This window comes from Pseudomonas sp. GW821-FHT03E01 (assembly GCF_059420765.1).
Genome location: NZ_JBWKUI010000007.1, coordinates 1 through 22,973, shown reverse-complemented (window position 1 = coordinate 22,973; position 22,973 = coordinate 1). Strand labels below are relative to the sequence as shown.

Sequence of the window (22,973 nt, the reverse complement as noted above, 5' to 3'; positions counted from 1 at the left end):
GAGCAATGCAACCGCGGCGCATGAGCGCAATGGTGCTTGTCGCCGCCACACAAGTACAGTCACGCGTGTTGATAGTGAGTATTAAGTCAACGCGGTCATGACGGCTTTGCGATAGGCCGGACGCTGTTTCAACCGTGCGTACCAGGCTTCTAGATGTGGCAGCGGCGCGCGCTCGATCGGCATCTCGAACCAGGCATAAATGAAGCTGCCCAAGGGAATGTCGCCCATGCCGATCTCATCGCCCGACAGGTATGGCTTAACCGCCAGCGCTTGATCGGCCATCGACAGCAGATCGTCGCACTCCTTGATCGCAGCCTTGATGGCCGGCCAGTCCTGCTGCTCTTGCGGGGTGCGCAACACGCCCCAGAACACCGTGCGAAACGGCGCGGCAAAACTTGAGGTGGTCCAGTCCATCCACTTTTCGGCCGAGGCACGGGCTTGCAGGTCCGTCGGATACCAGGCAGTGCCGCTGGCATGGCGAGCCACCAGGTAACGCACGATGGTGTTGGATTCCCACAGCACGAAGCCGTCGTCTTCGATCACCGGCACGCGACCGTTGGGATTCATCGCCCGGTACTCAGGCGTGTCGACCACGCCAAAGGCACCGCCGGCGTCGATGGCTTCATAGGCCAGGCCCAGCTCTTCGGCGGCCCACAACGGTTTTCTGACATTCGACGAATTTTTCCGACCCCAGATTTTCAGCATGACCGCCCCTTGTTGGATGAATGCGCAGGCAGCATACGCCGGATCAGGCGCGACTCAAATCGCTCTGCATGTCACCCAGTTGCAGCGGCAGCCGCTCGCCGAACAAATGCGGATAGCACTTTTCCAGGTGCTCGAAAAAAAACGCTTCAGGCACATCGGTGAACTGGCCGTGATCGACCAGGTATTCCATCAGTTGCTCGCCGTCACGGTTGAAGGGATGGAACACACTGTGGTTGATCCCGTCGAACTCCAGCGGCGCGACATTGAACAACTCGCAGAGTTGTTGATTGAAAGCCGGCGTGGCTTTGACCCAATGGTCGTCCAGATACAGCTCGGTGTAGCCGTGCATGGCGAACACATCGCTCTTGAGCAGTTCGAGCAGGCGCGGCGTCGACAGGTGATTGCGCACATCCGCCAGACCGATACGCGCCGGGATCCCGCAATGCCGAGCGCAACCTGCCAGCAGCGTGGCTTTGGGCACGCAATAACTCTCCCCGGCCGCCAGCGCATAGCTGCCGCGCAAGGTCTGCGGATCACGGCTGAAGGTGTAGGGGTTGTAGCGCACGGCCTCGCGCACGGCGTAATAGAGATTGATCGCCTGCTCCTGCGGATCGCGCCCGGCGCCACGATGTTTTTCGGCGAACTCCACCACCGAGGGATGGTCACTGTCGATGAAGCGGCCGGGACTCAGATACGCGTGCATGGGAGCTATCTCCTGGGGGAAGCCACGAGTCTAGCGACACCTTCAGCACAGAGATAACGACGTTTCGGCCAAATATCAGCGCTTGCCCGCCCTGTTGACGAGCCCTCCATCGAAATAACTGACGAAGTCCGGCCGTTTCGTCCTACAAGCTCAACCCGATCGCTCCGACCACCCACTTTTATGGATGCCGTCTAAGCTCTGAGAGTGGTTTTGCCCCTGGCTTCAGGAGAATTAATTATGCTGCTGTTGTGGATACTGGTTCTGGTGGTCGGGATTGCCTGGCTGGCACATCGCCGCACCGCGCCTCTGCCCGCTTTGGGCATCATCGCTGTCTATCTGCTGGCGATGGGCATCTTCAGACATGCGAGCCATGCCCCCGTCTGGCTGCTGCTGATTTTCTGGGTGTTGCTCGCGGCCGTGGCCGCCCCCCTGTTGCTGCCGGACCTGCGCCGAAAACTGTTCACGGCGCCCATATTCAACTGGTTTCAAAAAAACCTGCCGCCCATGTCGCAAACCGAGCGTGAAGCCATTGAAGCCGGCACGGTCTGGTGGGATGGCGAGCTGTTCAGCGGTCGTCCGGACTGGAACAAGCTGCTGGCCTATCCAAAAGCGCAACTGAGTGAAGAGGAACAGGCGTTTATCGATGGCCCGACCGAAGAGCTCTGCGCCATGGTCAGCGATTGGCAGATCGGCCAGTTGATGGATCTGCCGCCCAAGGCCTGGGATCACATCAAGCAGCATGGCTTTTTTGCCCTGATCATTCCCAAGGAGTACGGCGGCAAAGGCTTCTCGGCTTATGCGCACTCCCAGATCGCGATGAAACTGGCGACCCGCAGCGGTGACCTGGCCTCCACCGTCATGGTGCCCAACTCCCTCGGCCCGGCGGAACTGCTGCTGCACTACGGCACCGACGAACAACGCAATCATTACCTGCCACGGCTGGCCCGCGGCGACGATATCCCCTGCTTTGCCCTGACAGGCCCGATGGCCGGTTCCAACGTCGGGGGCATGACCGACACCGGGGTGATTTGCAAAGGTGAATGGGAAGGCCAGGAAACCCTTGGCTTGCGCCTGAACTGGGAAAAACGCTACATCACCCTCGGTCCGGTGGCGACCTTGATCGGCCTGGCCTTCAAGGCCTATGACCCGGACCATCTATTGGGTGACAAAGTCGACCTGGGGATCAGTCTCGCATTGATTCCAACCCAGACACCCGGTGTAGACATCGGTCGCCGTCACTTGCCGCTGGGCGCCGCCTTCATGAACGGCCCGAACGCCGGCAAGGATGTGTTCATACCGCTGGAGTTCATCATTGGCGGTCAGGAAATGCTCGGCGAAGGCTGGATGATGCTGATGAACTGCCTGTCGGTCGGGCGTTCCATTTCGCTGCCTGCCATCGGTACCGCCGCGGGCAAGTTCAGCAGCCTGGTGACAGGCCAATATGCGCAGGTTCGCGAGCAATTCAACGCACCGCTGTCAGCCTTCGAAGGGATTCAGGAAGCACTGGCGCGGATCGGCGGCAGTACCTGGCTGATGGACAGCGCGCGGATGCTCACCGCCAACGCCGTCGACCTCGGCGAAAAGCCGTCGGTGCCCTCCGCCATCATCAAATACCACCTCTCCGAACGCGGTCGCGAATGCATCAGTCACGCCATGGATGTTCACGGCGGCAAGGCCATCATCATGGGCCCGAACAACTATCTCGCGCGTAGCTGGCAAGGTGCGCCCATTTCCGTCACGGTCGAAGGTGCGAACATCCTGACACGCAACCTGATGATCTTCGGCCAGGGCGCTATTCGCTGCCATCCGTTCGTGCTCAAGGAAATGGCCCTTGTCCACCGCGAAGACAAACAACAGGCGTTGATCGAATTCGACGCCCTGCTGCTCAATCACATTGGTTTTGCCGTGAGCAACGCCGGCAGCACCCTGGTGCTGAACCTTGGCTTCGGACATTTCGAACACATGCCCGGGGACAAGCTCAGCCAACGCTACGTGCGCGCCCTCAACCGTCAGGCCGCGGCATTTGCCATGCTTGCAGACCAGTGCATGATGCTGCTGGGCGGCGACCTGAAACGCCGCGAACGCTTGTCCGCACGTCTGGGCGATGTGCTCAGCTACCTGTATCTGGCTTCCGCTGCGCTCAAGCGATATCACGATCTCGATTCGCCGGAGCATATGCGTCCGTTGTTCGCCTGGGCGATGGAAGAGAGCCTCGGCCAGTCCGAACGTGCGCTGGACGAACTGCTGACCAACTTTCCGAACAAGGTACTCGGCTGCCTGCTGCGGGTACTGGTGTTCCCGTTCGGTCGCCGGCACAGAGGCCCGTCGGACAGACTGGCGGCCAAAGTCGCCGCAGTCCTCGGCCGCGCCAAGGGCGACCCGACCCTTGAGGAGTTATTGGCGGGCTGCTATCGCCCGCAATCGATAGAGGATCCGGTCGGCGCCTTGCAGCACGCCTGCGACTTGCTGAACGCCGCCAAACCGCTACAGAAAAAACTCAACACGGCGCTGAGAAGTCGCCAGGTCAAACCCTCTGTCGGGGAGTCGGTCATCGATGCCGCGCTGGAGGCTGGCGTCTTGCAACCGGTTGAAGCCGAGACCTTGCGTGAGGTGGAAGTGGCGCGGCGCAAGGTGATCGACGTCGATGATTTCGATAAAGAGGTGCTGGTGCTGGGCAGGGGCAAGGTCCGCTAATCCAGAGGACCGTGTGTCGCCTTACCATCATGGGGTGCTTTACCCTGTGAAAAAGGGGCGCGGGAGCTTTATACTCCTGCGCCCGTTTTGCTCTTGAGGACTTATCTCGTGTCCAATGTCGTTGCCGATCATCTCGTCTTGCTCGACCACCTGCGCAGTATCCTGGTCGCCGTAGGTGAGGCCGAACAGGTTCCCGAAGAAAGCCATGCCTTGTTCCTGGAGCGCTTCGACGAACTGCGTGCGTTGCTGCCGGTCGACCCGATCGAAAGCCAATACCTGGGCCAGGACATCCTGTGCCAGATCATCACCCGCTACCCACAAATCGCCCACCTGGTGCCGCGCGATCTGCTGTGGTACTTCGCCGGTGACTGCCTGCACTACATGCCCGATGATGAAATCGACCTGTACCAGGCGCTGGAAGAACGTCGCTTCGAAGCCGAACAGAACGATGAACCGTTCGACTGGAATCAGGAAAAACAGCTGCTGGCGATGTCGAACCAGGACAGCAAGCACTGATCTCCAATCAGTAACGCAAAAGGCCCGCATGGTTAATCATGCGGGCCTTTTTTGTTGGCCGGGTAAAGATCAAAACAACCCATCACTCTCCGGCAACTCATACGCTGCCGCGCCCTTGCCCATCGCGCTTGGCTTGCCCGGATTGCTCAAGGTCGGCTCCTTCTCCAGGCATTCCACCAGATAGTCGATGAACACCCGTAACTTGGGCGGCAGATAGCGGGTGGGCGAATGCAGCAGCCAGGCGCCTCCGTGGTAGGACGCCAGAAAGGTCCAGTCCGGTAATACCTGCACAATCAGCCCCTGTTCCAGCGCATAACGGGCGGTGAAGTACGGCAGGCTACCGATCCCGATGTGTTGCAATACCGCGCCCAATCGCACGCCCGTGTGATTGGCGGCGTAACGTCCGCGCACGCCGACGGTCACGGCTTTACTGCCTTTCTTGAACTTCCAGCGCGCATCGCTCGGGGTTTCGCCCAGATAGATGCAGCTGTGATTGAGCAAGTCGTGGGGATGAGTCGGTGTGCCGTGCTCGGCCAGGTACTGCGGCGTGGCGCAGAGCAAATGGTCGATGGTCAACAATTGGCGCCCCACCAGCCCCGCAGGGGGCCGATCGGTAATACGGATGGCCAGGTCGACGTTGTCATCGATCAAATCCACCTGGCGGTCCTCGAGCAACAACTCCACATCCACTTTGGGATAACGCCGCAGAAACTCCGGCATATGTGGATGAATCACAAATCGCCCGACGGCCTTGGGCACGCTGACGCGCACCAGCCCTTCCGCTTCCTGGGTGAACTGACCGCTGATTTCCATCACCGACTTCGCCGCGCTGACCATCTCCTGGCAGCGCTTGAACACCTCTTCGCCTCCGTCGCTCAGGCGTAGCTTGCGCGTGGTTCGTTGCAACAAACGCGTGGCAAGCGCCTTCTCCAGCCGCGAAATGCTGCGACTCACCGCCGAGGGGGAAGACCCCAACTGACGCGCCGCTTCGGAGAAACTGCCGGTTTCGACAACCTTGACGAAAATCGCCATTTCACCGAGCAGCGGCAGGGGAAGATTTATGCTCACAGCGCAACAGTCCTTTGATGGTTGAACGGATTATCACGCAATTCCACGGTTCATATAATAAAAATAGAAACTTTAATAAGGGCATGGAATATGACGCTTCGCCTCTTTTTCCATAGTGATGACCTCAGGGCCAACGTGGAAGTCCTGGATTGCACGCCCTATGAGAACGAGTTCGCCGTGGTGCTGCGCGCCACTCTGTTTCACCCTCAGGGCGGCGGGCAACCCTGTGATACCGGCTGGATCGGCGAAAGCCAGGTGCTGCGCGTGGTGCAGGAAACGGAGCGGATCATCCATTTCGTCGACCACCCGGTAAAACTCGGCATGATCCAGATTCGGGTCGACGAGCAACGCCGCCAGTTCAATACGCGCATGCATTCGGCGGGGCACCTGATCGGTCACTTCGTCCAGGCCATGGGCTGGATGCCGATCAAGGCTCATCACTGGCCGGATGAAGGACGTGTGCAATTCAAACCGGGCGATGGCGCGCAGGAGGTTGATGCCCAGACGATTCAGCACGGCATCAAGCAATGGATCGCCCATGATCTGCCACGCTTGACGTCGTTGCGCGAAGGCGCCCGTGAAATCGGTTTCGGTGAGCTGCCCGCCTACGGCTGCGGCGGCACCCATGTACGTAGCCTGAAGGATTTGGGCAAGGTCACGATCGCTTCCCTTTCGCAGAAAAAGGGAACGCTGTCAGTCCACTACCACGTGGATTGAGCTTTTGGGCGATGTCGACCCCGTCATCGCCTGACGCCGGAGGAGCCTGCGTTCGCGGGCTCTGTTGACTATCTGATAGATGGACCTAAGACATGATGCTTGACGTCGAGCGTCTCGATGAGACGTGCATACAAAAACTGGCCAACGAAGAAGTCCTCGCCATCCGCGTCAGAGGCTTGTTGCCTCGGCCACTGGCGATCCAGATCGGCGACAAGATCCTCGCCCCCGGCTTTGAAGGCTACATCAACGCACCGAGCATCGGTCGTATCGGCATGGCGTTTTACGAAGCGGAAAACCAGCCACTGCTGATCGAAGACTATTTCGAGCGCGCCACCAGCAACATTGCCGAGTTGCGCAGCCGTTGTGCGCCCTACTCCTCGCCTGTCGACACCCTGCGCTGCATGCTCGATGAGTCCTGGCCGGCGGGGGCGCATCTGGAAAATCTCTATGGCCGCAAGATGTATGTCGGGCTATCGCGCGTGGTCAAACCCGGCGTGTGCTTCCTTGCCCATCACGACATTTTCGCCAAGGACGCCCCGGACAGCTTCCAGGCCAGAAGCCTGGAAGCGCAGTTCGCCTGCAATGTTTACCTGAACATGCCGACCGAGGGCGGCGCTTTGCAGATGTGGGACCACGACATTTCCCCGGACCAGTTCGACGAGATGCGTGGCGACAGTTACGGCATCGATCCGGCCTTGCTCGGCCCTCCGACCCTGGAGATTCGCCCTGAGCCGGGTGATTTCATCATGTTCAATTCACGCCGCATGCACTCGGTGACGCCGGGTGTGGACGATCCGCGATTGAGCCTTTCTTTCTTTGTCGGCTACCGCGGCAATGCTTCCCCCCTGACTTTCTGGAGTTGAGATGTTTTCGAATTACCTGGGCGAGTTTCTGGCGCTGGCAACCATCCATTTTCTGGCCGTGGTAGCTCCCGGGCCGGACTTCGCCGTGACCATCCGCCAAAGCGTGCGTTTCGGGCGTTTAGTGGGCATCTGCACGGCGCTGGGCATCGGCGCGGGCATTTCCGTGCATGTGCTGTACACCTTGCTCGGCGTCGGCGCATTGATGCACACCACGCCTTGGCTATTGACGGCGGCCAAAGTGATCGGGGGGGCCTACATTTTGTACCTCGGTGTGAGCCTGTTGCGCAGCAAACCCAAAGTGGCGACTGAAGGCGACAACGGCGCGGCAGCGTCAACTGAGCAGCAGACCCTGTTCAAGGCCTTCAGCACGGGGTTTCTGACTAACGCCACCAACCCCAAGGCTACGCTGTTCTTTCTGGCGATCTTCACCACCATCATCAGTGCCTCGACACCGTTGCAGATACAGGCGCTGTACGGGTTGTGGATGTGTTTCGTGAACGCCTTGTGGTTCGTGATCGTGGCCCTGTTCTTTTCCAGCGCCCGGGTGCGACTGCTGTTCATGCGCCTGGGCCACTGGTTCGAACGAACCATGGGGGTGATCCTCATTCTGTTCGCCGGGCGCCTGATTCTGTCCATGTAAGTCATGCTGCCTTAGTCGCCTCGTCGAACCGCACTTTATGCGGCTCCCACGCCAGCAACGCGGCTATCTCCGCACTCTGCCCTTAAAGTTTTGTTTTAAATCATGGCGCTTTGCTTTGTTTGAACTACCTTCAAACAAGAAGAAGTCATAACGGTTTGAATTTTGACGTTTAGGTTCAGAGATCAGATAGCGAATTGGCAAAAGGAGTTACCTCACTATGATCCTGACAGGCGTTTTCCGGCGCAGAGCTGTGATTGCCGGTTGCTTTTTAGGGGAGTCAGGTTGGCGGGAAGTGCCGCCTATAACCGCGATGGTTGTCGAGCCTGAGCCTGTTGCTCGGGTCGGCAGCCCAGGTATCTGGATCACTAAAAGCCGTTTTAGAAGGTCGCTCGCTGTTCATTCGGATCAGCGTATTGCACCTGCTTGCGTGTAGCACCAAGGAATATTGCCGGGGGCATTAATCGTTAGTGGTAAGTGCTCTGGCGAGGTTGAGGGTCGACTCAGGCCCCTTGTAGTGATCCAAGGCAACTTGGTTTGCCTTGTAGATGGCCTATTCAGCGAGGATGCACTTAATGAGCTATCGTACCGTGCCCGCTTTCAAGCGAATTATCCATGGCCTGTTCTGGATGGGCCTCAGCGTGGACGCGGCTCAGGCCGCGGCGGCCAATTGTTCGCAGATGGACAGTATGCCGACAACGTTCGAGGTCGGTCAGGGGCTTCAGAGTGAACTGCGCACTCCGGTTCCGGTGACGCAACTGGCCGTGGGTGACCCGAAAATTGCCGATGTGCAACCCAGCGGCAACAACCCCAACGCCTTCCTGCTCACTGGTCTGACACCGGGCACCACCAGCCTGATGGTCTGGACCGGCTGTTCGAAAGAGCCGCGCCATAGCATGGTGTTCGTCAAGGGCCGGGCCACCTCGGCGCTGACCAGCGCGTCGACCGGACCTTACGAAGACCCGCTGCTGCCGAGCCAGGTACAGACCGATATTCGCTTCGTTGAAGTCAGCCGGACCAAACTCAAGGAAGCCTCAGCGTCTATTTTCGGCACCCGCGGCAACTTCCTGTTCGGCTCGCCGAGAACCTTGCCTACCATTGGCGGCGTCGTCACACCGTCGGTGCCGGTGGACAACGGCATGTTCAACCTCAACTTTGCTACCGGTAATACCCTGGTAGCGATCAACGCGCTGGAAGGCAGCGGTTTCGCCTATACCCTGGCGCGGCCAAGCCTGGTGGCGCTCAGCGGGCAGAGTGCGAGCTTCCTGGCCGGCGGTGAAGTACCGATTCCGGTGCCCAGTTCGGGCAGCGATAACATCTCCATCGAGTACAAGGAGTTCGGTATCCGCCTGACTCTGACGCCAACCATCATCGAGAAAAACCGTATCGCCCTGAAGGTGGCGCCGGAAGTCAGTGAACTGGACTTCACCAACGCCGTGAGCATCGCCGGCACCATAGTTCCGGCGCTGACCATACGCCGTACCGACACCAGCATCTCCCTGGCCGACGGCGAAAGCTTCGTCATCAGCGGCCTGATCAGCACTCGCAACAATTCCCAGGTGAACAAATTCCCGGGGCTGGGCGATATCCCGATTCTGGGCGCATTCTTCCGCGACAACTCCGTCAACCGTGAGGAGCGCGAACTGCTGATGATCGTCACCCCGCATCTGGTCCAGCCCCTGGCGGCCAATGCACAACTGCCATCGTTGCCTGGCGAGCAGCTGCGCAATTACGACCCGAACTTCTACCGCATGTTCTTCCTAGAAAATGGTGATTTCGACAGTAAGACCGGGCTCTCGCAATGAACCGGAGCCAGACGCTGAACCGGGCTTTCGCCCTCACTCTTAACGGTGACCTTGAGCGCTTGGCGGGCCAGCTGTATTGCCATTGGCCAGGCGTTCAACGTGTTGTAGCCAGAGGACACTCGATGAAAGCAGTCATTGCAATAACGGCGACATTGATGCTCGCAGGTTGTGCCACCAACGGTATTGTTTCGCGACCGGGCAGTTGTGCCAAACCCGCTTCGGAGCAAGAGTTGGCCCTGAACCTGGCCGACAACATGGCCAACGAAGGCCGTTTGTATGCCAGCCTGGCGAACCTGGAAGGTTTGCCCGATGACCTGGTCCAGGTTCGTCTGCGCAAGGCCCGGGTGCTGCGCTTGATGGGGCGTAAAGATGCGGAGCCGTTGTATCAAAGCCTGCTCGGCACCTGTCTGGCCGCTGAAGGGGAACATGGCCTGGGCCAGTTGGCCGCGGCCAAAAATGATAACGCCGGCGCTACCACTCACCTCGAACGCGCGGTGAAGATGTCCCCCACCGACGACAAGATGCGCAATGACCTGGGGGTCGTCTACCTCAATCAGCGACGGATCCCTGAAGCACGCTTCGAGTTCATGACGGCCATGGAGCTCAAGCAGGCGGATTCACTGGCGGCACTCAACATGGTGACGCTGCTGATCTATCAGGATAACTGGAAGGCGGCTGCCGAACTCGCGAACCGCGCCAGCTTGAGTCCCCAGCAAGTTGCAGAGGCTCAAACCCGAGCAGAAAAACTCAAGGCCTCTGCCAAAAAAGCGGTGGCTTCCGAGGGGAATCGCAAGACTGAGGCCGTAGTCGATGCCTCAGCCAATGCTGCGATCAAGTAGAACGTACGAGGAGTCGAGATGAATACCAAAGGGCTGTTGATTGTGTGCATGGCTTGCCTGTCCACCAGTGCCTGGGCTATTGAGCCAGGTCCCTCCTCGGCGCCGCAAAAGGGCACCGAACAGTGGATGCAGCTACAGATTCGTGGTGTGGTTGCCTCCCCTTTTCGACAAACTGCATCGGTCACTGAGCGTGACCTGTCCTTCCAGCGCTGGCTGAACAGCTTCACCTACCCGATCCCGATGTTCTTTGAGCAGAAGGCTGGGGGGAAAATGACCTCCAGCAGCAACTGAGGGACGTCAATGGATGATCAACCTCTGGCATCGTCCAGAGTAGCCTGGCTAAAACGCCAGGCTTAATCACGTCTGCTGGAAAGTATTGGCATCTACACATTGTTCAGTTCTGACCGAGTCCCCCTGGAGCGCAATGCTGTTCACTTAAACAGTTTCAGCCGCGACGCATTCTTTGTAGCAGCTGCCGAAGGCTGCGTTCGGCTGCGCAGCAGTCGTGAGTCCGGCTGCCGTGATGTACCTGACGCACCGCAATGGCTGATTTTACGACTGCTTCGCAGCCGAACGCAGGCTTCGCCAGCTGCTACAGATCGCATTACGGCTTAAGTGAACAACATTGCCCGTAGGAGCGAGCGGTGTAGATCTTGGGAGGGGAAGTACAGATCAGGTTCGGGTGGCAAGGCCATCTGATTCGACAGCCCCCCACCCGATCCTCTTACATATTTCCGAATGCTTTCATTACGCCAATCATGGCCGGGCCGATGGCGACCAGAAAGAAGCTCGGCCACAGGCAGAAAATCAGTGGAAATATCAGCTTGGTGCCGATTTTCGCCCCCGCCTCTTCGGCGGCCTGCGTACGCCGATCACGGAATTCATCGGCATAGATGCGCAGGGTGTCGGCCACGCTGGTACCAAAGCGAATACTCTGCGCCAACAGGCTGACCAACCCTTGCACGTCCTCCAGACCGGTGCGTATGGCCAGTTGTTTGAGCGCCTCGGTACTGGTGATGCCCGCGCGGATCTGCGCATTGACCAGGGCCAGCTCTTCAGCCAGTTCAACATGACTGACCGACATCTCTTCAGCCACCCGTTCAATGGTCGTGGGCAGTGACAGGCCTGACTCCACGCAGACCACCATCAGATCCAGCGCATCTGGAAACGCGATACGCAGCCGGTTTTGACGCGCCTGCTTACGCTTGGCGACATACAGCGCTGGCAGCAACCATCCGATACCGGCCACCATGACCACCAACAACAGCCCCACAGCCAGGGAAACCTTGGGAATCAGCGGCAACAGCAGCAACGCAAGACCGACCATCAACAGCGGTAACATCAAGCGCACCGCCCAGTACATCTGCACCGCCGAAGAGGAGCGGTAACCCGCATGCGTCAACAGAGTCTGGGTAACTGACGCCTGGGCCGATTCAGCCGAGGCAAAACGCTGGCCGACCCGCTCCAGCAACAGCTGCAGATTACCCGGAGCTTCCTGCCCTGCCGTATTGCCCAAATAACCGCGCTTGATCAGCGCCAGACGACGCTGTACCGGGTCCTGGAGACCCAGCATCAGCAACATCAAGGCGACGACCGCAAGCACCGTACTCAAACCGATCGCGCCAAGGAACAACAGGCGCGCTACTTCCTCGCTCCCCGTGAACCGACTGAACAACCCGAGTAAAAAGTCCATGACCTGTACCTCCCGGTAGCGAATATCGCTTAAACCTGAATCCGGATGATTTTTCGTATCCAGAAAATCCCGATCAACATGGCGCAGAAAGCCCCGATGATCAGCTTGTGGCCTATGGGATCATTGAGCAGCACAGGCATGTAGCTGGGGCTTGTGAGCACGATCGCAATAGCCAGCACAAAGGGAATCGCCACCAGCACCCAGGCCGACATGCGCCCTTCCGCCGACAGGGTTTTGATCTTGCGCTGAAAGCGGAAACGCCCGCGGATCAGCCGACTCAGACGCTCCAGCACTTCCGTCAGATTGCCGCCAGTCTCGCGGTGGATGAGGATCGAAGTCACCAGCATCATCACCGTCATGCTGGGCATGCGCTCCAGCAGGCCGAGCATGGCCCGGCGAACATCGTTGCCATAGTTGATGTCGGCAAAGGTCAGGCCGAACTCATGAGCGACCGGCCCCTTGTGCTCCTCGGCGACCAGACGCAGGGTTTCGTTGAACGGGTGCCCGGCACGCAAGGCCCGGCACATGGCATCCAGCGCATCCGGCAGGCCTTCCTCAAACGCAGCGAAACGTTTGCTACGGTCACGAGAAATTTTCAGCAGGGGTAACCAGAACACCCCGAAGCCTGCCAGCAACGCCATCCACCAGACGGTCACGACCATCCAGATCGAGATGCCCGCACACGCACCCAGGAACAGCCCGAGCAAGATCACTCGATAAGCGCGGTATTCATGGCCGCCCTGCTCGATCATCTGCGTAAGGCTCGCCATGAACGGCAACTGCTCGAGCATGGCCTCCAGTGGCGACAAACGTGTCAGGTATTTCTGCCGCAACACCGTCTGCATGTTGGGCAAATTGTTGGCTTTTTCCAGTACATGCAAACGGCCGCGGATGCGCTTGCGCATCTTGCCCGCTTCGCCGAACACCGGCACCACCACGCCCTGGGACAAGAGGAACACGGCGATAAACACCATGCCCAGGAACATCACAATGAATTCAGCAGGAATATGGCTCATGGCTGCCGTGCCTCCATCCATTCAGGCCTGAACATCGTCAGCGGCAACTCGATGCCGCGCTTGGCCAGCACATCGCGGAAGGCCGGAATCATGCCGCTGGGACGATAATCGCCAAGCACTTCACCGTTTTCACCCATGCCCTGGCGCGCAAAGGAGAAAATTTCGGTCATGGTGATGATCTCGCCTTCCATGCCGTTGATCTCTTGCACGCTGACCAGCCGGCGCTTGCCGTCCTCCTGACGTTCCAGCTGGATCACCACATCGATGGCCGACGCGATCTGCTGACGCATGGCCTTGATCGGGAAGGTCGCCCCGCTCATCGACACCATGTTCTCGACTCGCCCCAACGCATCGCGCGCGGTGTTGGCGTGGATCGTGGTCAATGAACCGTCATGGCCGGTGTTCATGGCCGTCAGCATGTCCAACGCCTCGGCACCGCGCACTTCGCCGATCACAATGCGGTCCGGGCGCATCCGCAAACTGTTGCGCACCAACTCCCGCTGACTCACCTCGCCACGCCCTTCGATGTTCGAAGGCCGGGTCTCCAGGCGCACCACGTGGGGCTGCTGCAGTTGCAGTTCGGCCGAGTCTTCGATGGTGACGATCCGCTCGTTGTGCGGGATGAAACTGGACAACACGTTGAGCATGGTGGTTTTGCCGCTACCGGTACCGCCGGAAATCAGCACGTTCAGGCGCCCGCGGACAATCGCCTTGAGCAGCAGCGCAATGGCCGGGGTCAATGTCCCCACCTGAATCAGGCTGTCGGTATTGAGCAGGTCCACCGCAAAGCGGCGAATCGACATGCTCGGGCCGTCGATGGCCAGCGGCGGGATAATCGCGTTGACCCGCGAACCGTCCTTGAGCCGGGCGTCCACCAAGGGCGAGGACTCGTCGATACGCCGACCCAGGCTGGACACGATGCGGTCGATGATATTCAGCAAATGCTGATCATCGCGAAAACGCACATCGGTCCGTTGCAGTTTGCCGAAGCGCTCGACATAGACCGAGGCATAGCCGTTGACCAGAATGTCGGACACGCTGTGATCGGCCAGCAACGGCTCCAGAGGCCCCAGACCGAGCACCTCGTCGGTGATCTGCTTGATGATCAACTGGCGGCTGGTGGTACTCACCGGTGCCGAATGCTCGTCGAGCAGGCGCTGGCAAATATCACGGATCTGCCGTGAGGCCTCGGCCTGTTCAAGGGAGTCCAGCAAGGACAGGTCCATGACCTTGAGCAATTGCTGGTAGATTTTTTCCCGCCACTCGGCTTCCACCGGGGTGACCTGGCTTCTGGTTTCGTAAAGAACGTCCGGTGTTGCACGCTCCCACGCCATTATTTCCTCTGCCGGATCCAGCAGGTCGTCGCCCTGAGCAGCTGACGATGCTGCGGGTTTACCGGACTGTTTGCGCAAGCGGTTACGAAAGTCGCTGATCATGGGTCATCCCCCGAAAAAACGGTTGAAGGCGCGTTTGAGTAAGCCTTTGTTCCCGGCCACCTGTTGACCGACCAGGTCCTCGGTCATGTCGCGCAGGGCGGTAGTAATCGCGGCCCTCGGCGCATGCAGCCCCAACGGCACGCCAGTGTTCTGACTCTGGCTGACCAGGTTGAAGTCGTTGGGTAATTTCGACAGATTGGTGCAGCGCAGTGCCTCGCCAATATCCTTGAGGCTGATCGCTGCGGCCTTGTCATAGCGGTTGACCACGATCTGCAACTGATCGCCGCGCACGCCCAGGTCATCGCGAAGAATCCGCACCAGGGAGCTGGCATCGCGCAGATGACTGACGCTCTGCTGCACCACCACGTACACCCGGTCCACCTGTTCCAGCACGGAGCCGGTGAGGTGGTCGATTTGCCGCGGCAGGTCGATCACCACCCAGTCATAGCTGGCGCGGGCCAGTTGCAACAGGGTGTCAAGTTGCTCGGGTTGGGCATCCTGCGGCAGGCACAGCTCACCGGCCCGACCACCCAGCACATGCAAGGTCGGGCTGAAGTGGCTGCAAAAACCGCGTAGCGCGACGCTGTCCATGCCATCGATCTGATGCAGCACCTCGAGATGGCTGTGCGTCTGCGCCACGTCCAGGTAATGCGTCACGCTGCCGAATTGCAGGTCCATGTCCAGCAATAGGGTGCTGCCGCCCCTGACGCTGAGCTGTTGAGCCAGGTTGCAGGCCAGCAAGGTTCCGCCGGAGCCGCCCTTGGCGCTCATCACGGCGATCAATTTCCCTTCTGTCCCGCTGCCGGTGCGAACCTCCATGACCAGGCGATTCAAGGCAGCAACCAGTTCGGTCTCGGCGATAGGCTCCGGCAGCACGTCACGGGCGCCGGCCTGCATCGCCAGGCGCATGCCTTCCTGCTCGGTCAGCAGACCGCACACCAACATCGGCGGACGCTCATGGGCCGGACGCTGCAACAGCGCCGCCAATTCTTCGCGCCACAGATGGCTGACGCGCAACAGCAACAGATCAGGCATGCGGTCCAGGCCGTAGAGCGGGTCGACATGCCCATTACTCACCAGGCGAGTGCTCACCTCCAGGCAGGGCATGCGCTGGCAGACGCTCTGCAGATCGCGCAACGAGGTGGCATCACGGCTGCTGATCAGCAACCTCAGCCCAGCCTTGCCGGTCGAAGTGGAGAGCGGGGTATCCTTGGTATTCAGCATGGTGTGATCTCCCCGGAATCGGAATGACGCCCGAGGCTTTCGCGTGGCAAGGTTGCCTTGAATGCAGGCAAGGTAATGGGCACGCCGAACCCGGGAATAAACAGATTGAAAACGAAGCCTTGCAGACTCAACTGGACATAGCGGATGGCACGAAAACCAGTGGCGCTGACCAGGTCGCCGGGATTGGCCACCACTGCACCGTTGACGTCCAGATAGGTCAGCGTCAGGTTGGTGGTGGCCAGGCTCGTGATCAGCTGGCTCGTGCCGGCGTCGGTCGAGGCGTTGAAGATCGCCCGCCGCAAGACCACCGGATCGCTGATGTTGCACACCGCTGCCAGCCGCGCACCACGCCGCGCGGCTTCATCCAGCGCACTGACCGTGAAGTACAGGCGGCCCATTTCCACCACACCGAACAACAGGATGAACACCAGCATGCCGATGAAGGCGAACTCCACGACATAGGTGCCGTGCATGCGTTTTTTATTCATCACAGCACCCTCATGACAGTGGTGGCAACCAACGGAATGGCCAGCGCAAACTGCCCACCGATAAGACCAGGAAACGTGCCGACACAATTGCCACTGCCAATCACCGGGCAGAAGCTATAGGTGATGGTGACTCGCACATGGTCGGTGCCTACCGCGGCGACCGCTACGTTCGCGGTCGTCAACCCTGACACCACAGCGCTGCCAGTAGCGCTGGGCACGCCATAGACCGCGACGTTTTTCGTCTGGGTCAGCAGCGTATTGCTCAGAGCGATAGCGCCGAGCGTCGAGTCCCAGGCCTGGCTGGCGACAAAACGGTCGGCATCACGGCTGGCCTGCAACAGGACGTTGTACTGGTAGAGCATGCGGCCGAATTCGCCGAGGCTCAGTAACAACAGAAGCAACAGCGGCAGGACGAGGGTGAATTCCACCAATGCCACGCCTCGCTGAGCCTGTGGTCGCTTGAATGAGTGAAGTCCCATGACGCCTCCTACGAGTCTGTGCTCGGAGTGCCAGTGCCGCTGCCAATATAGGTTTTGTAGAGTTGAATGATCTGCGGGCCGACATCGGTGGACGGCGAGGGGCCGGCTACGTTATCGCCTTCGCACTCCTTCACAAACTGGCCGAATATCTGCGATTCCGTGCCGCCGTTGCTCATGGGCTGTACCACGAAATAGCAACCAAAACCCAGGACCGGCACCGAGGTTGTACCCCCCTGTTTACCGGTGCAGTCGCCCACCACGATTTTCAGCATCCGACGCTCGAACACCCCACCGCTCTGACAGCCGCTGCCGGTCCCGGCCACACACGCGGCAGTGCTCGCACGCCAGTCGTTGTAGTCCAGTATCGCGTTGGCGCCCGCCGTGAGATTGCCGCCGCTCGATGTGACGGTTTGCCCCTTGTACATCTTTTGTCCCGTTGCATCGTCGTATGTGATCGCGGGGGTGCTGGACGTGGTTACCAGATCTGGCGGGTAGTCCGAGGCACTGACCGGGCCGTTGTAGATGCCGAAGCGCGTATTCAACCCTTGAGAGGTAGGGCCGACCTTGTTGCCAGGGGCGGTCTGGACGTTCTGCCCGACGTTGCGGCAAACCGTGCCGCCTCCGGCCAGGTCATCCCTGACGGTACTGCCGCCGGAGCCAAAGTCGAGCAACTGAAAGTTGCCTGGGCCAATGGGAGATGAATTGCCGGCAGCCGTCTTCAACACCTGCAAATCGCCAAACTGGAAGCCCCAGAACACGCCCGCGGCCGGGTTGTATTTAGTCGGGTCGCCACAGACCATCAATGGGGCAAGATCACAGGGGCTGGTAGGGCTGGGGCCGGCGGTGGCGATCGCCGCCACGGCCTTGTTCCCAAGGCCCGCAGTGCCTAACGTCTGAACGAAGCTCCAGAAAAAACCTGTCAGTTGATAGCTCGGTACCGATACCCGAACGTACTTGGCATTTGCCGGCCCGGGATAGGAGAACGGGCCATAGACGCTGCTGGAGAGTTCCACCGTCGCAAATGCGCCTGGGTTGCCGGCGACCGCCGTTGCCAATTCGGTGTTGCCCGTGGCATTGGCATTTTGCGTCAGCGTATTGAGCGCGGCAGTGCGTGTCGCGCTGGCCATGGTGGCAGCACCTGCCACCTCAAGCAGGGTTTTGGCGCCACTCAGGGCAGCGGCATCCACAGCGTTTTGCAGGCGCGTCTTGTTCAACATCATGTGCCCGCCGTCCAGAGCCAACGCCGCTATCATGGAAATCGCCGCCAGGGCGATCACCATCAGTACGCTCACCGCTCCTCCCTGGCGCCTTGGCGTCGCAGTGAACGGCCGCTGAATACGAAGATTCATCATCAAGCCCTCGTTTGCCGATACTGATCCGGATCGGCTCCGCCAATACCTTGGTGCACAGGCACCCCTACCGCTCTGTCAACGAACTTTCACTAAACTGGTCTGGATCCCGCGAATGATGGTGACAGCCCCGCCACCCTCGGCACGGTGCACCACGCGTTTTTGCACTGGGGCAGCGGCCACAACCATGGGGGCCGGCGCAGCAGGCGCGGCGGTCACGATTTTTTTCTCGGAGTTCAGCGGATTGCGCAGCGCCAGTTGCAGCTTGCCTTCCGTTTGCGCCGTGACCAGGGTTTCCGCCTCGGCGGCCGTCATCTCCAGCGTCACTGCGCGCACCACCACCGGTTGGGTCTTGTCGGTACCCGCCGTCTGATCCACCGCCAACACCCGCAAGTTCTCAAGGATGGTCCTGGACACGGCACTGTTACTGCCGGCACTGGTGGTTTTGGTCGCCAGTACATCGACCCGGTTACCCGGCAGGAGGAATCCGCCCACACCCACCACATCGTCCACGCGTACCGAAATGGCACGTTTGTCTGTGGCAATCAGAGAGGCCAGGGTACTGCCGCCCAGATGCTCGCTCAGGCGTGCGCTGCGCATGACGTCGCCACGCAAGATGTCGAACGTTGCGATCTTGCCCACGGCCTTGTCGCTGGAGTCGAGAGCATCGTCCGGGATCGTGTCCATCGGCATGCGTACGGTCGTGACCTGTTGGGCCTCGACCATCTGCCCGAATGGAATCTCTACCGTGGCAACCACCACGCTTCGAAGATGGTCATCCGGAGTAGCATTGAGCCGCGCGCTCAGCCAGGAGTCGGCCATCCATGCAGCCCCAAGGCCCATGACCAGGGAAACGCCTATCAGGGAAACAGTACGAGAGCTCATGTCAGTATCTCCGTATCAAAGAAAGTCGAGCTGGACGAAGTAGTTGTGCCAGGCCCATTCCAACTCTTGTGGTGACAGTGCCCCGGTACCGCCGATATAACGCTGACGGTCGAGGGCCATGTTCAGGAGATCGCGGGGATGGCAAGGCACCAGGGGCATGCCTTCACTTGCATAAAGCCTTTGCAGTACATAACGCAGCAGCAGGGGGTCAAAAGGAATACCCAGACGCTCACATTCCTGACGCCAGATCTTTTCGTACTCCTCGGGCTTCAGGTAACCGAACTGCAACTTGTAGCCAATCCGCCGCAAGAAGGCCTCATCAGCCAGTTCCAGGGGATTGAGGTTGGTGGAGAACACCAGAACCAGATCGAATGGCAGCTCGCAATGCCGACCACCGCCCAAATTGAGGAAGTCGCGCTTCTCCTCCATCGGGACGATCCAGCGATTGAACAGCTCAGCGGGTGCCATGCGCTGGCGGCCCATGTCATCGATGATGAACAGGCCATTGCTGGCCTTGAGCTGCAAGGCGGCCTGGTACTGGCGGGTGAAGGGGTCATAGCGAACATCCAGCTGTTCCATGCTCAACTCACCGCCCGTAATGACGACCGGGCGTTTGCAGCACAGCAGTCGACGATCGATCCCTTCGTTGAGCATCAGATTGTTCTGTTGACCGTTGTCATCCAGCCGCTGATGCACCTGCGGGTCATAGATCTCGATCACCGACTCGTTGATCACGATGGCATGAGGTACCCAGATGGCCTCGGCGAACAGACGAATCAACCGACTGCTGACGTAGGTCTTGCCGGTACCCGCGGGGCCATAAATCATGATTGCGCGCCCGGAGTTCAGGGCCACACCCAGTTGATCGAGCATCCCCTCCGTGAGCACTACACCGGTGAGGGCCTTGTGCATATCGCTTGAGCTGATGCGACCATGGTGAATGGTCTGGATTTTGATCAGGGAACGGTAGGTACTCACCGGGAAGGGGGCCGCGCCGATATAGCCGCTGCGTGACAGCGCATCGCGGGCAGCACTGCGACCGCGTTCGGTCAGGCTATAACGCAGCTGCCCACCCGATTGCCCCACCTGACCCAGGACTTCGACACGACCGTCCTTGCGCAGAAACGCCAGGACTTCTTCAAGTACGGCGCCAGTCAGCGCCAGGCGCTCCACCAGTCGCGGCATGTCCAGCACGCCGGCGTCGTACAAATGCTTGCATACCAACTCACCGAGAAAACTGTCGGTCAGACCCGTCTCGCGGATTGTGCAAGGCTGAGGAGCCAGCCGTTGCACCGCTTCCCGATCGCTGGAGTAGGCATCACTATCGACAATGACGTGCATGACTAACCTCCCAATCCACCGGCAACCAGTTGCCAGTAGACGCTGTTTAAAGTGCCGATCAAGATTGCGATCGAATAAGGAAAAGGTTTGCCGGCGACTTCATCCGAAGTCGGCGCCAGATAGGCCTGCGCCCTGAGAATCAGCCAATAACGCCCCAGGGTCTGCAACAATTGCCCGCGAACCAGCACGATCAGGAAACCGCACACCCCACCAGCTATCAGGCTGAACATGGCTGCCCACAAGGCGAAATGGAACGGAAGAAAGCTGCCGACCATGGCCATCAACTTGACGTCGCCAGCAGCCATGCCTCCCAGGGCATACATCGGCAGAAAGAACGCAAAACAGATCAGGATACCCAACAGGCTGTCACCCAATCCGCTGATACCACCTGAATAAGTCTGACCGGCCAATCCCAGGGCAATGCCCAACAGGACCAGCGTGTTGGGGATACGGTGGCGAAGCAGATCGCTCACCACCGCGACGCCCAGCAGTCCTAGCAGTAAAACAGTCGACACCAGCAATTCCATGGACATGGCGCGTCTCCCCTACCGGGATTATCGTTAGCAGGCAACGTTGCCGTTGACCGCCTGGCACAGCGCTCTGATCTTGGTATCTACAGCGCCGCCCAAAAGAACGAAGGCTGCAGCCACAGCTACCGTAATCAACCCACCTGCCACCGCGTATTCCACAATGGTCAGGCCATCTTCATCTTTGGCGAACTTGCTTATCGAAGTTCTGATTGTTTGCAGAGTCATTTTGTGTACCTCACTTCAGCGGTCATACGGCTCGGAAAGTACATTGGCGGGGACAGCCGCGAAGTCCATTGAGTTATCCGGTCGCTCTATCAGCAAAACAGCAACAACCGGTCATTCATGGACTTCGCCGCGTCCCGCCACCGTAAATTTCGTTATCAGCACGCAACGTTGCCGTTGACGGCCTGGCACAGCGCCCTGATTTTGGTATTCACGGCACCGCCCAAAAGCACGAACGCAGCGGCAACAGCTACCGTAATCAGCCCACCGGCCACGGCGTATTCCACGATGGTCAGGCCGTCTTCGTCTTTGGCGAACTTCACTACCGAAGCCTTGATTGTCTGCAGATTCATTTTGCCCACCTCACTCGAATGTTGTTTTTTCCGGAAGGCAGTACGTTCTGCACTGCCTGATGCAACCCTAGTCAGGGGCAAGGCATGGGCGTTAGGAAGATTTTGCACATCACTAGGACTTTTTTGCGGGTGCGGCCAAATACGGTTATTGGCCTTTGCAGAAGTAGCAGGAGGGGTAAAACAAGGGATGGCTCGCGAATACCACTGACTTCGATTTACAAGCGACGAGCGGCTGATACCTGGTTCATAGACGACACACCAACAGACTGTTGCCTGGGACTGATTTCCAGGCAACGCATAGAGCGGATAGAACTAAAATTCGTCTTTCTTATCAGTATTTAATCTGCAAAGTGATGGCACGTTAGCAATACTACTCAGCGAAGAGGGGCCCGTAGAACCGCAGAGTAGAGACATGACGTCCAACATGACCAGAAGGCCATCGCTGCTTTGGTTCGATCTGACTCACGATCGTTCCACGAAGGAACTCATCGCGCAGTTCGAGGAGACTTGCGACTGCAAACTGGCGAAAAATTCCGTGCTGCCCAGCGGGGAACAGGCAGACATGATCTGCATCCATTTCGATCGCCCCGACACCCCCGGCTTGAGGTTGTTGCTGGAGATCAAACGCACCACCCCTACCATCCCGATTACCATGTTCACCGTGCAGCACTCAGAAGAATTGGCCGTCTGGGCCATGCGCTCCAGTGTCTGGGAATACATGGTGCTCCCGCTCACCAACGCCGAGAGGAAGCGCTACCTGACGGCTCTGCTGCAGCTTTGCGAATTGCGCCGCAATGCCGGTCAGGACAAGACATTGCTGATCGACCACTCGCCCACTCTGCCAGAGAGCATCCGCCTGACCTCCGGGCACCAAAAACACCAGGCGCTGAGCCATACCATGCTGTACATCGACCAGCACTTTCGGGACAGCATCGATCAGAGGGATTTGGCCAAGCGCTGCGGCATGACGACTTTTCGCTTCAGTCGTCTGTTCAAAGAGGCCAATGGCGTCGGTTTCACCGATTACATCCTGGACAAGCGCATGAGTTTCGCCAAACAACTGCTCGACAACAGCCAGATGCCGATTACCAGCATCGGCTATGAAGCCGGCTTCAAGGATCCTTCCTACTTCGCCCGCGCCTTCAAGCAGTTCGTCAACTGCACGCCCAGCGAATACCGTTTGGCCAGCCAACTTAGAGCGGTAGCAGCGCAACCACCACTGGAAGATACAACCATTGAAGCACTCGAAAGCCTGGTGCAGAGCCTTGGAAGTTGAGGCAGGTTTTTTACGCGCATAAAAAAACGCCGCTCAAATGAGCGGCGTTTTTTTTGAATTTGGAGCGGGAAACGAGACTCGAACTCGCGACCCCGACCTTGGCAAGGTCGTGCTCTACCAACTGAGCTATTCCC

General features: G+C 59.1%; 24 protein-coding genes. 9 read left to right on the top strand and 15 right to left on the bottom strand.

Annotation, left to right across the window (positions count from 1 at the left end):
* Window positions 1-81: 81 nt before the first annotated feature.
* On the bottom strand, window positions 82-705 hold the full coding sequence (locus tag AC07VO_RS13285) for a glutathione S-transferase family protein (RefSeq protein ID WP_018926240.1): 624 nt from the start codon (window positions 703-705) through the stop codon (window positions 82-84).
* Window positions 706-748: 43 nt separating this feature from the next.
* Window positions 749-1,408, bottom strand: coding sequence for a transglutaminase-like domain-containing protein (locus AC07VO_RS13280; protein ID WP_495007573.1), 660 nt, complete (start codon window positions 1,406-1,408; stop codon window positions 749-751).
* A 237-nt stretch (window positions 1,409-1,645) separates the two neighbouring features.
* On the opposite strand from AC07VO_RS13280, the gene AC07VO_RS13275 reads away from it, so the two are divergent.
* Window positions 1,646-4,102 carry an acyl-CoA dehydrogenase gene (locus AC07VO_RS13275; protein WP_495007572.1) on the top strand — a complete coding sequence of 819 codons (2,457 nt, stop codon included), beginning with the start codon at window positions 1,646-1,648 and terminating at the stop codon, window positions 4,100-4,102.
* 108 nt (window positions 4,103-4,210) lie between these two features.
* The gene (locus tag AC07VO_RS13270) at window positions 4,211-4,618 is read left to right on the top strand and encodes a PA2817 family protein (protein WP_007938686.1); all 408 of its coding nucleotides are present in this window, start codon (window positions 4,211-4,213) and stop codon (window positions 4,616-4,618) included.
* Window positions 4,619-4,687: 69 nt separating this feature from the next.
* Here the strand turns inward: AC07VO_RS13270 and AC07VO_RS13265 are convergent, their stop codons facing one another.
* Complete coding sequence (locus tag AC07VO_RS13265) at window positions 4,688-5,686, bottom strand: LysR family transcriptional regulator (protein ID WP_064616565.1); 999 nt, start codon at window positions 5,684-5,686, stop codon at window positions 4,688-4,690.
* A 90-nt stretch (window positions 5,687-5,776) separates the two neighbouring features.
* On the opposite strand from AC07VO_RS13265, the gene AC07VO_RS13260 reads away from it, so the two are divergent.
* From AC07VO_RS13260 to AC07VO_RS13235, 6 genes are all read left to right on the top strand, one after another.
* Window positions 5,777-6,403 carry an alanyl-tRNA editing protein gene (locus AC07VO_RS13260; RefSeq protein WP_018926244.1) on the top strand — a complete coding sequence of 209 codons (627 nt, stop codon included), beginning with the start codon at window positions 5,777-5,779 and terminating at the stop codon, window positions 6,401-6,403.
* 92 nt (window positions 6,404-6,495) lie between these two features.
* On the top strand, window positions 6,496-7,266 hold the full coding sequence (locus tag AC07VO_RS13255; protein ID WP_019581187.1) for a 2OG-Fe(II) oxygenase: 771 nt from the start codon (window positions 6,496-6,498) through the stop codon (window positions 7,264-7,266).
* A 1-nt stretch (window position 7,267) separates the two neighbouring features.
* A complete protein-coding gene (locus tag AC07VO_RS13250) occupies window positions 7,268-7,906 on the top strand; it encodes a LysE family translocator (RefSeq protein WP_495007571.1) in 639 nt (212 codons plus the stop codon).
* Window positions 7,907-8,478: 572 nt separating this feature from the next.
* Complete coding sequence (locus tag AC07VO_RS13245) at window positions 8,479-9,708, top strand: type II and III secretion system protein family protein (RefSeq protein WP_064616561.1); 1,230 nt, start codon at window positions 8,479-8,481, stop codon at window positions 9,706-9,708.
* A 122-nt stretch (window positions 9,709-9,830) separates the two neighbouring features.
* Entirely contained in the window at window positions 9,831-10,547 is a 717-nt protein-coding gene (locus tag AC07VO_RS13240) for a tetratricopeptide repeat protein (RefSeq protein WP_026286433.1), read from the top strand.
* Between the two features lie 18 nt (window positions 10,548-10,565).
* On the top strand, window positions 10,566-10,838 hold the full coding sequence (locus tag AC07VO_RS13235) for a DUF3613 domain-containing protein (RefSeq protein ID WP_018926249.1): 273 nt from the start codon (window positions 10,566-10,568) through the stop codon (window positions 10,836-10,838).
* A gap of 433 nt (window positions 10,839-11,271) precedes the next feature.
* On the opposite strand, the gene AC07VO_RS13230 is transcribed toward AC07VO_RS13235, so the two are convergent.
* The 12 genes from AC07VO_RS13230 to AC07VO_RS13175 all read right to left on the bottom strand — a co-directional run bounded on the left by AC07VO_RS13230 (window position 11,272) and on the right by AC07VO_RS13175 (window position 21,563).
* Window positions 11,272-12,240 carry a type II secretion system F family protein gene (locus tag AC07VO_RS13230; RefSeq protein ID WP_477743489.1) on the bottom strand — a complete coding sequence of 323 codons (969 nt, stop codon included), beginning with the start codon at window positions 12,238-12,240 and terminating at the stop codon, window positions 11,272-11,274.
* A 29-nt stretch (window positions 12,241-12,269) separates the two neighbouring features.
* Window positions 12,270-13,256: a type II secretion system F family protein gene (locus tag AC07VO_RS13225; protein ID WP_064616557.1), complete on the bottom strand. Its 987-nt coding sequence runs from the start codon at window positions 13,254-13,256 to the stop codon at window positions 12,270-12,272.
* Entirely contained in the window at window positions 13,253-14,692 is a 1,440-nt protein-coding gene (locus AC07VO_RS13220; protein WP_111455151.1) for a TadA family conjugal transfer-associated ATPase, read from the bottom strand. The genes AC07VO_RS13225 and AC07VO_RS13220 overlap by 4 nt, the downstream gene beginning before the upstream one ends.
* Before the next feature lie 3 nt (window positions 14,693-14,695).
* Complete coding sequence (locus AC07VO_RS13215) at window positions 14,696-15,916, bottom strand: AAA family ATPase (RefSeq protein ID WP_064616555.1); 1,221 nt, start codon at window positions 15,914-15,916, stop codon at window positions 14,696-14,698.
* Window positions 15,910-16,404 (bottom strand): TadE family protein, encoded by a 495-nt coding sequence (locus AC07VO_RS13210; RefSeq protein ID WP_018926254.1) that lies wholly within the window; start codon window positions 16,402-16,404, stop codon window positions 15,910-15,912. The genes AC07VO_RS13215 and AC07VO_RS13210 overlap by 7 nt, the downstream gene beginning before the upstream one ends.
* The gene (locus AC07VO_RS13205; protein WP_064616553.1) at window positions 16,404-16,883 is read right to left on the bottom strand and encodes a TadE/TadG family type IV pilus assembly protein; all 480 of its coding nucleotides are present in this window, start codon (window positions 16,881-16,883) and stop codon (window positions 16,404-16,406) included. The genes AC07VO_RS13210 and AC07VO_RS13205 overlap by 1 nt, the downstream gene beginning before the upstream one ends.
* Window positions 16,884-16,891: 8 nt before the next feature.
* Entirely contained in the window at window positions 16,892-18,235 is a 1,344-nt protein-coding gene (locus AC07VO_RS13200; protein ID WP_477743490.1) for a TadE/TadG family type IV pilus assembly protein, read from the bottom strand.
* 75 nt (window positions 18,236-18,310) lie between these two features.
* Window positions 18,311-19,117 carry a Flp pilus assembly protein CpaB gene (gene cpaB, locus AC07VO_RS13195; RefSeq protein ID WP_064616549.1) on the bottom strand — a complete coding sequence of 269 codons (807 nt, stop codon included), beginning with the start codon at window positions 19,115-19,117 and terminating at the stop codon, window positions 18,311-18,313.
* A gap of 15 nt (window positions 19,118-19,132) precedes the next feature.
* Window positions 19,133-20,458, bottom strand: coding sequence for a DUF8689 domain-containing protein (locus AC07VO_RS13190; RefSeq protein ID WP_111455155.1), 1,326 nt, complete (start codon window positions 20,456-20,458; stop codon window positions 19,133-19,135).
* A 2-nt stretch (window positions 20,459-20,460) separates the two neighbouring features.
* A complete protein-coding gene (locus AC07VO_RS13185; RefSeq protein WP_018926259.1) occupies window positions 20,461-20,991 on the bottom strand; it encodes an A24 family peptidase in 531 nt (176 codons plus the stop codon).
* A gap of 27 nt (window positions 20,992-21,018) precedes the next feature.
* A complete protein-coding gene (locus AC07VO_RS13180; protein WP_018926260.1) occupies window positions 21,019-21,213 on the bottom strand; it encodes a Flp family type IVb pilin in 195 nt (64 codons plus the stop codon).
* Window positions 21,214-21,368: 155 nt separating this feature from the next.
* Window positions 21,369-21,563 (bottom strand): Flp family type IVb pilin, encoded by a 195-nt coding sequence (locus AC07VO_RS13175; RefSeq protein WP_018926261.1) that lies wholly within the window; start codon window positions 21,561-21,563, stop codon window positions 21,369-21,371.
* Window positions 21,564-21,975: 412 nt separating this feature from the next.
* Between AC07VO_RS13175 and AC07VO_RS13170 the strand changes: the two genes are divergently transcribed.
* Window positions 21,976-22,839 carry a helix-turn-helix transcriptional regulator gene (locus tag AC07VO_RS13170; RefSeq protein ID WP_064616543.1) on the top strand — a complete coding sequence of 288 codons (864 nt, stop codon included), beginning with the start codon at window positions 21,976-21,978 and terminating at the stop codon, window positions 22,837-22,839.
* The last annotated feature ends 134 nt before the right edge of the window (window positions 22,840-22,973 follow it).

Coding starts and splice junctions, on each gene's coding strand:
- AC07VO_RS13285 (WP_018926240.1), bottom strand. CDS start 705: ATGCTGAAAATCTGGGGTCGGAAAAATTCGTCGAATGTCAGAAAACCG.
- AC07VO_RS13280 (WP_495007573.1), bottom strand. CDS start 1,408: ATGCACGCGTATCTGAGTCCCGGCCGCTTCATCGACAGTGACCATCCC.
- AC07VO_RS13275 (WP_495007572.1), top strand. CDS start 1,646: ATGCTGCTGTTGTGGATACTGGTTCTGGTGGTCGGGATTGCCTGGCTG.
- AC07VO_RS13260 (WP_018926244.1), top strand. CDS start 5,777: ATGACGCTTCGCCTCTTTTTCCATAGTGATGACCTCAGGGCCAACGTG.
- AC07VO_RS13255 (WP_019581187.1), top strand. CDS start 6,496: ATGATGCTTGACGTCGAGCGTCTCGATGAGACGTGCATACAAAAACTG.
- AC07VO_RS13250 (WP_495007571.1), top strand. CDS start 7,268: ATGTTTTCGAATTACCTGGGCGAGTTTCTGGCGCTGGCAACCATCCAT.
- AC07VO_RS13245 (WP_064616561.1), top strand. CDS start 8,479: ATGAGCTATCGTACCGTGCCCGCTTTCAAGCGAATTATCCATGGCCTG.
- AC07VO_RS13240 (WP_026286433.1), top strand. CDS start 9,831: ATGAAAGCAGTCATTGCAATAACGGCGACATTGATGCTCGCAGGTTGT.
- AC07VO_RS13235 (WP_018926249.1), top strand. CDS start 10,566: ATGAATACCAAAGGGCTGTTGATTGTGTGCATGGCTTGCCTGTCCACC.
- AC07VO_RS13230 (WP_477743489.1), bottom strand. CDS start 12,240: ATGGACTTTTTACTCGGGTTGTTCAGTCGGTTCACGGGGAGCGAGGAA.
- AC07VO_RS13225 (WP_064616557.1), bottom strand. CDS start 13,256: ATGAGCCATATTCCTGCTGAATTCATTGTGATGTTCCTGGGCATGGTG.
- AC07VO_RS13220 (WP_111455151.1), bottom strand. CDS start 14,692: ATGATCAGCGACTTTCGTAACCGCTTGCGCAAACAGTCCGGTAAACCC.
- AC07VO_RS13215 (WP_064616555.1), bottom strand. CDS start 15,916: ATGCTGAATACCAAGGATACCCCGCTCTCCACTTCGACCGGCAAGGCT.
- AC07VO_RS13210 (WP_018926254.1), bottom strand. CDS start 16,404: ATGAATAAAAAACGCATGCACGGCACCTATGTCGTGGAGTTCGCCTTC.
- AC07VO_RS13205 (WP_064616553.1), bottom strand. CDS start 16,883: ATGGGACTTCACTCATTCAAGCGACCACAGGCTCAGCGAGGCGTGGCA.
- AC07VO_RS13200 (WP_477743490.1), bottom strand. CDS start 18,235: ATGATGAATCTTCGTATTCAGCGGCCGTTCACTGCGACGCCAAGGCGC.
- cpaB (WP_064616549.1), bottom strand. CDS start 19,117: ATGAGCTCTCGTACTGTTTCCCTGATAGGCGTTTCCCTGGTCATGGGC.
- AC07VO_RS13190 (WP_111455155.1), bottom strand. CDS start 20,458: ATGCACGTCATTGTCGATAGTGATGCCTACTCCAGCGATCGGGAAGCG.
- AC07VO_RS13185 (WP_018926259.1), bottom strand. CDS start 20,991: ATGTCCATGGAATTGCTGGTGTCGACTGTTTTACTGCTAGGACTGCTG.
- AC07VO_RS13180 (WP_018926260.1), bottom strand. CDS start 21,213: ATGACTCTGCAAACAATCAGAACTTCGATAAGCAAGTTCGCCAAAGAT.
- AC07VO_RS13175 (WP_018926261.1), bottom strand. CDS start 21,563: ATGAATCTGCAGACAATCAAGGCTTCGGTAGTGAAGTTCGCCAAAGAC.
- AC07VO_RS13170 (WP_064616543.1), top strand. CDS start 21,976: ATGACGTCCAACATGACCAGAAGGCCATCGCTGCTTTGGTTCGATCTG.